Here is a 4786-nt window from a genome sequence, read left to right as displayed (position 1 = left end):
GGCCGCGAACGAGATCGAATCGAATTGATAGGTGAGTGCGGAGCGGTTTACGATCGGTTCCGGACCCTTGATCGAGGAGGGAGGGTTGCCGATCGCTCGGCTATACGTGGGCGTCTACAGATCCCCCCGCAAACACCTCCAAAGCCCCAGTCGCGAGGCGGGCGCACGCTCGTCGCGCGCTTCAATCGCTCACTTCGTTCGCTCTTTCCAGTGCTTACGTCGCCTGCGCCCGCCTCGCGACTGCCCCTTTGAGTCCCGCCCCGCACCGCAACCGCACCTCACGCCCCCCCCCAGCCTCGTCGGCCTCCCTGCGGTCGGCCGACTCCCTCGTCGGCACGCGCCGCCGCAGTGTGCGAGGTGTCGAGGACACGATCACGCCTACGAGCCGAGGATTCAAATCGGGCGACGGCGAATCCCCTCGTATGTACGCGGTCGTCGGCTGCAACGAGTGCGCCAATATGTGGCTGGTCACGGACCCGGAGACGAGCGAGACGGCGCAGTGCTCGCGGTGCGGCAAGACCCACCGGACCGCCAAGCTCAAGCGCTTCTTCGAGTCCGAGGACCGGGCGGCGGCCCGGCAGGCGCGGTCCGCGCTGCTCGCCAAGAAGCGCGGCGACAGCGCCGCGTTCGCCGAGGTCGACCACGTCGCCGACCTCGAGGCCGCGGTCGAGGACGCCGGCATCGACGACCGCGAGTACCTCGAGTCGTCGGGCATCGACGCCGACGCCGTCGACGAGGCCGCCTCGCGTGCCGAGGGCGGCGGGGGCGGCTCGCGAAGCCGCACCGAGGTCGTTCGCGACGCGGTCGACGCCCTCGACGACCCCACCGAGTCGGCGGTCGTGGAGCGCGCGGCGGCCGACGGCGTTCCCGCCGGCGCTGCCCGCGAGATCCTGACCCGCCTCGCGCGCCGCGGCGAACTCACCGAGTCGAACGGGCGGTATCGCGTCCTCTGACGCCGGTTACGTTCACTCAGCCGGCGACTGGACAAAGCACTTATATGACGCTCGTGACGGGTCGCACATGGACACCCGCACGGCCCTCCTGGCGGCGGCCGCCGCCCTCCTCGTCGCGAGCGCGGTCGGCGCCGTCGCGGTCCCCGGCGCGATCACCGACCCGCGAGAGACGAACGAGCCGCCCGGCCGGATCGACGTCGCGGGCGCGACCGTCTCCCCCGGCGAGGTCCGCGGCGAGACCGCCGAACTCCGGCTCGGCACCGACCTCCGCCACCGCGGCGGGACGGTCGAGAACGTCACGGTCCGCCACCGCGCGATCGGCAGCGAGTCGGGCCTCCTCGTCGACGAGACCACGGTCGAGGTCGGCGACGTCGACTTCGATGGCGAACGGACCGTCAACGGCACGGTCGACGTCGAGCGCGAGGGTGGCTACCGCATCGAGACGGTCGTCTTCGCGGACGGCCAGCGCCGCGAGGAGCAGACCACCCGCGTCGCCGGCGTCGCGGCGCTCACGCCCGACTACGCGGACACGCGGGTCGGGTTCACCGAGGGGGCCGTCTGGCCGACGGTCGCGGTGAGCGTCGTCGAGGCCGACAACGAGACGGCGACGCTGTCGGCGTCGGTCTCGGTGACGAACCGCGGCGACGTCGCCTCCGAGGACGTCGACCTCCGGCTCTACCTCCGGCAGGCGGACTCGAACGTGATCGCGGCGGAGGCGACGGAGACGGTCGGCACCGTCCGCCCCGGTCGCACCGACACCGTGCGGGCGACCGTCGAGGTCCCGAACGGCTACAACTACTACATCGACGCCGCGCTGTTCGACGACGACGTGCTCGTCGACGAGACCCAGGGCGTCGCGAACCTGAACCCGCAGGAGACCATCACCGCGAACGAGACCGTCCGCGACGTCCAGTTCGCCGTCGAGGACTTCGAGCGCGGCGAGGGCGGCGTCGGCGACGAGGGCGGCGACGGCGCGGCGCGGGACGACGGCGCGAGCGACGACTCGACGCCCGGGTTCGGCCCCCTCGTCGCGCTCGTCGCGCTCGTCGCCGCGGCGCTGGTCGCACGGAGGCGACGATGACCGACGAACCGACTCGCGACGACGGAGCGACGCACGACGGCGAACCGACGGACGACCGAGCGACCGACGACAGCGACCGCACCCGCGACCCACCCCAACCAATGACAGACGACGCCGAACACACGGACGCCGACCGCCGAGAGACGGACGCCGAACGGACCGACGAGGGCTCCCGGACGGAGCCGGGCGACTCCTCGGGGGTCGGCGGCCTCTCGACCGACGACCTCCGCGGGCTGCTCGACCGCGTCGGGTTGGCGGCGCTGTCGCTGCTCGCGGTCGTCGCCGGCTGGGGGTTCTACAGCCAGTCCGGGAACGCGATCCGGACGTGGTTCGACCCGGCCTACCAGTCCGTCGCGCTGGCCGTGTTCAACTTCGCGGTCCTCCTCGTCGCGCTCGCCGGCGTGACCCACCAGCTCCGCCGGATCCGCGCGGCGGACTCCGGCGACGACGGGCGCTGACCGCGCGGGAAGCGCTCCCGACCAGAATCGCGTCGTTACTCGTCGGGGAGCTGGTCGGTGCTGGCCGGGATCTGTTCCACCTGCCCCGCGAGCGTCGCGGCGTCGCCGGCGACCGTGGAGGGCTCGACACCCGCCTCGCTCGCGACCAGCCTGACGTGCGCGGCGAGCAGCGCGAGCGCCCGGAGGCCGGCCCCCTCGGGATCGTCCTCGGTGCGCTGGGCGAACGTGGTGTCGACCTCGCCGTCGCGGACGACGCCGACGTGGACCGCGTCGATGTCCTCGCCGTCGAGGAGGTCGCGGGCGCTGGCGAGTTCCGCTTCGAAGTCGTCCTCAGTGGCGGTCTCGCCGTCGGAGGTGTCGCCGTCCGTGGAGGTGTCGTCGCTCATACCACACCCTCCGGCGAGCGGCGTGAAAAGCGCGGCGGGGACCGTCGGCGGGAACTCGACAAAAAACCGAACCGCGGACGCGGCGTTACTCCTCGGGACGGGGGCGCGCGATGAACAGCGCCTCTTCGAGGGTGAACGGGTCGTACACGGACTGGTGACAGACGCAGTACGTCCCGTCGGAGGCGTCGTAGCGGGTGGACTCCTCTAGCACCTTGTAGCCGGGGATACAGCAGAAGTGGGTACAGACGTTGAGGTACGCCATGAACCCCTGGTCGGTCGACGCCTGGAGCCACTCGTCGTTCTGGGCCGCCTCCTCGATCTCCGGCGAGCGGATGACGACCGCGTTGAGGTTGGTGTCGGCGTCTTCAGAGCGCCACGTGGTCAGTGCGGGCTTGCCGACGCCGTCGCTGCCGATCCCGTTGCCCCACTCCTCGTAGTCGTCGAAGTCGTCGACGTGGATGCGGTCGCCGCCCGAGTACGCCTCCGACTGCCAGTCGTACGGCGGGCCGCTCGCGGCGCGGAACAGGTTGTCCGACTCGAAGTCCGGCTGAACGTTCTCCTGGGACTCGACGCCGCAGTACTGGAACCACGCGCCGGAGTAGGTCTTGCCGCCGAGCTCCTGCTGGGCGACCTCGATCTCTTTCCCCTCCTGGGTGACGGTGGTCGTCTCGGGCCAGATACCCTCGATGTACCCGTCGTCGGTGACTTGAAGCGGGATCTGCGGCAGGCCGCGCGGCGCGGGACCGCCGGTGTGCGCGATGGTCGTCGCGACCGTCGACCCACCGCCGACGCCGCCGGCGGTCGTCAGGGTGTTCACGGTCGCCGACCCCATCGCGCCGACCCCGGCGAGGGCCGCGCCGCCGACGACGCCCTTCACGAAGCGCCGCCGCCCGGACTCAGACGGATACTTGTCGGACGCACTCATACTCGCTCCTGCGGTTGGATCGGTAAAAAGGGTGACGAACCCTCCACCAGGGCGGGAATCGGGCGCGTCGCCGGGTCGCGTCGGCGATCCGGAACGGAGCGTCCACCGGACCGCGGAGCCGCGGTCGGGACCGCACCGCGAGAGCGGCGGAGACCCGACCGCGCGCGGTCGACGAGGAACGTTCGTGAAGGAATTAACTCGGAACCGGGGCAAGCATTCGTCTAGCCCACGCATTTAACCGATCCCGACCGAACTGTCTGTGGTATGAAGTTGCACAATCGGGACGTGCGGACGGACGTTCGGGAACTCGGGGCGCTGGTGGGAGACGTCCTGGCCGCGCAGGCGTCGACGGACGCGTACGAAACGGTCGAGACGCTTCGGAACGCGGCGATCGACTACCGACGGGGCGACGCCGCGGACCGGGCGGCCCTCCATCAGGCGGTCGACGAACTCTCGACGACCCGCGAGGAGGTCGTCGCCCGCGCGTTCACGACGTACTTCGAGCTCATCAACCTCGCCGAGGAGCGCGAGCGCGTCCGCGCCGTCCGCAACGCCGACGACGGGACCGCCCTCCACGACTCCTTCGACGCGACGATAGCCGAGTTCGCCGAGGCGGGCGTCGACGCCGACGAGTTAGAGGAGCTGCTCGCCGACGTGCTCATCGAGCCCACGTTCACCGCCCACCCGACGGAGGCCCGGCGGTCGACGGTGAAGTCCAAGCTCCGCTCCATCGCGAACCACCTGGGCGAGCTGGACGAGCGCAACCTCACCGACCGCGAGCGGCGCGCCGTCTGGCGCGACGTCACCGCCGAGGTCACCAGCCTGTGGGGGACCCGGCAGGTCCGTCAGCGGCCCCCGGAGCCGGAAGACGAGGCGCGCAACGTCCAGTGGTACCTCGAGAACACGCTGTTCGACGTCGTCGGCGACGCCTACGAGGAGTTCGAGGAGACCATCTCGAAGGAGTACGACGACGTCGACTGCCC

6 protein-coding genes are annotated in these 4786 nt (G+C 71.0%); 4 read left to right on the top strand and 2 right to left on the bottom strand.

Annotated features, from left to right (window positions below):
• Nucleotides 1–422 precede the first annotated feature (422 nt).
• The 3 genes from Q0116_RS07705 to Q0116_RS07695 all read left to right on the top strand — a co-directional run bounded on the left by Q0116_RS07705 (nucleotide 423) and on the right by Q0116_RS07695 (nucleotide 2492).
• On the top strand, nucleotides 423–953 hold the full coding sequence (locus Q0116_RS07705) for a DUF5817 domain-containing protein (protein WP_297886747.1): 531 nt from the start codon (nucleotides 423–425) through the stop codon (nucleotides 951–953).
• A gap of 67 nt (nucleotides 954–1020) precedes the next feature.
• Complete coding sequence (locus Q0116_RS07700; RefSeq protein WP_297886746.1) at nucleotides 1021–2034, top strand: PGF-CTERM sorting domain-containing protein; 1014 nt, start codon at nucleotides 1021–1023, stop codon at nucleotides 2032–2034.
• The gene (locus tag Q0116_RS07695; protein ID WP_297886745.1) at nucleotides 2031–2492 is read left to right on the top strand and encodes a hypothetical protein; all 462 of its coding nucleotides are present in this window, start codon (nucleotides 2031–2033) and stop codon (nucleotides 2490–2492) included. The genes Q0116_RS07700 and Q0116_RS07695 overlap by 4 nt, the downstream gene beginning before the upstream one ends.
• Before the next feature lie 35 nt (nucleotides 2493–2527).
• Here the strand turns inward: Q0116_RS07695 and Q0116_RS07690 are convergent, their stop codons facing one another.
• Nucleotides 2528–2878, bottom strand: a complete 351-nt coding sequence (locus Q0116_RS07690; protein WP_297886744.1) for a hypothetical protein — start codon at nucleotides 2876–2878, stop codon at nucleotides 2528–2530.
• Between the two features lie 85 nt (nucleotides 2879–2963).
• Nucleotides 2964–3803: a ubiquinol-cytochrome c reductase iron-sulfur subunit gene (locus Q0116_RS07685; RefSeq protein ID WP_297886743.1), complete on the bottom strand. Its 840-nt coding sequence runs from the start codon at nucleotides 3801–3803 to the stop codon at nucleotides 2964–2966.
• A 264-nt stretch (nucleotides 3804–4067) separates the two neighbouring features.
• Between Q0116_RS07685 and Q0116_RS07680 the strand changes: the two genes are divergently transcribed.
• Nucleotides 4068–4786 (top strand): phosphoenolpyruvate carboxylase (locus Q0116_RS07680; protein ID WP_297886742.1); only part of this gene is annotated, 719 nt, incomplete at its 3' end.

Origin of the sequence: uncultured Halorubrum sp. (assembly GCF_937146585.1) — an archaeon.
In the GTDB taxonomy this organism is placed as follows: domain Archaea; phylum Halobacteriota; class Halobacteria; order Halobacteriales; family Haloferacaceae; genus Halorubrum; species Halorubrum miltondacostae.
This window is presented reverse-complemented; position numbering and strand designations above follow the sequence as displayed.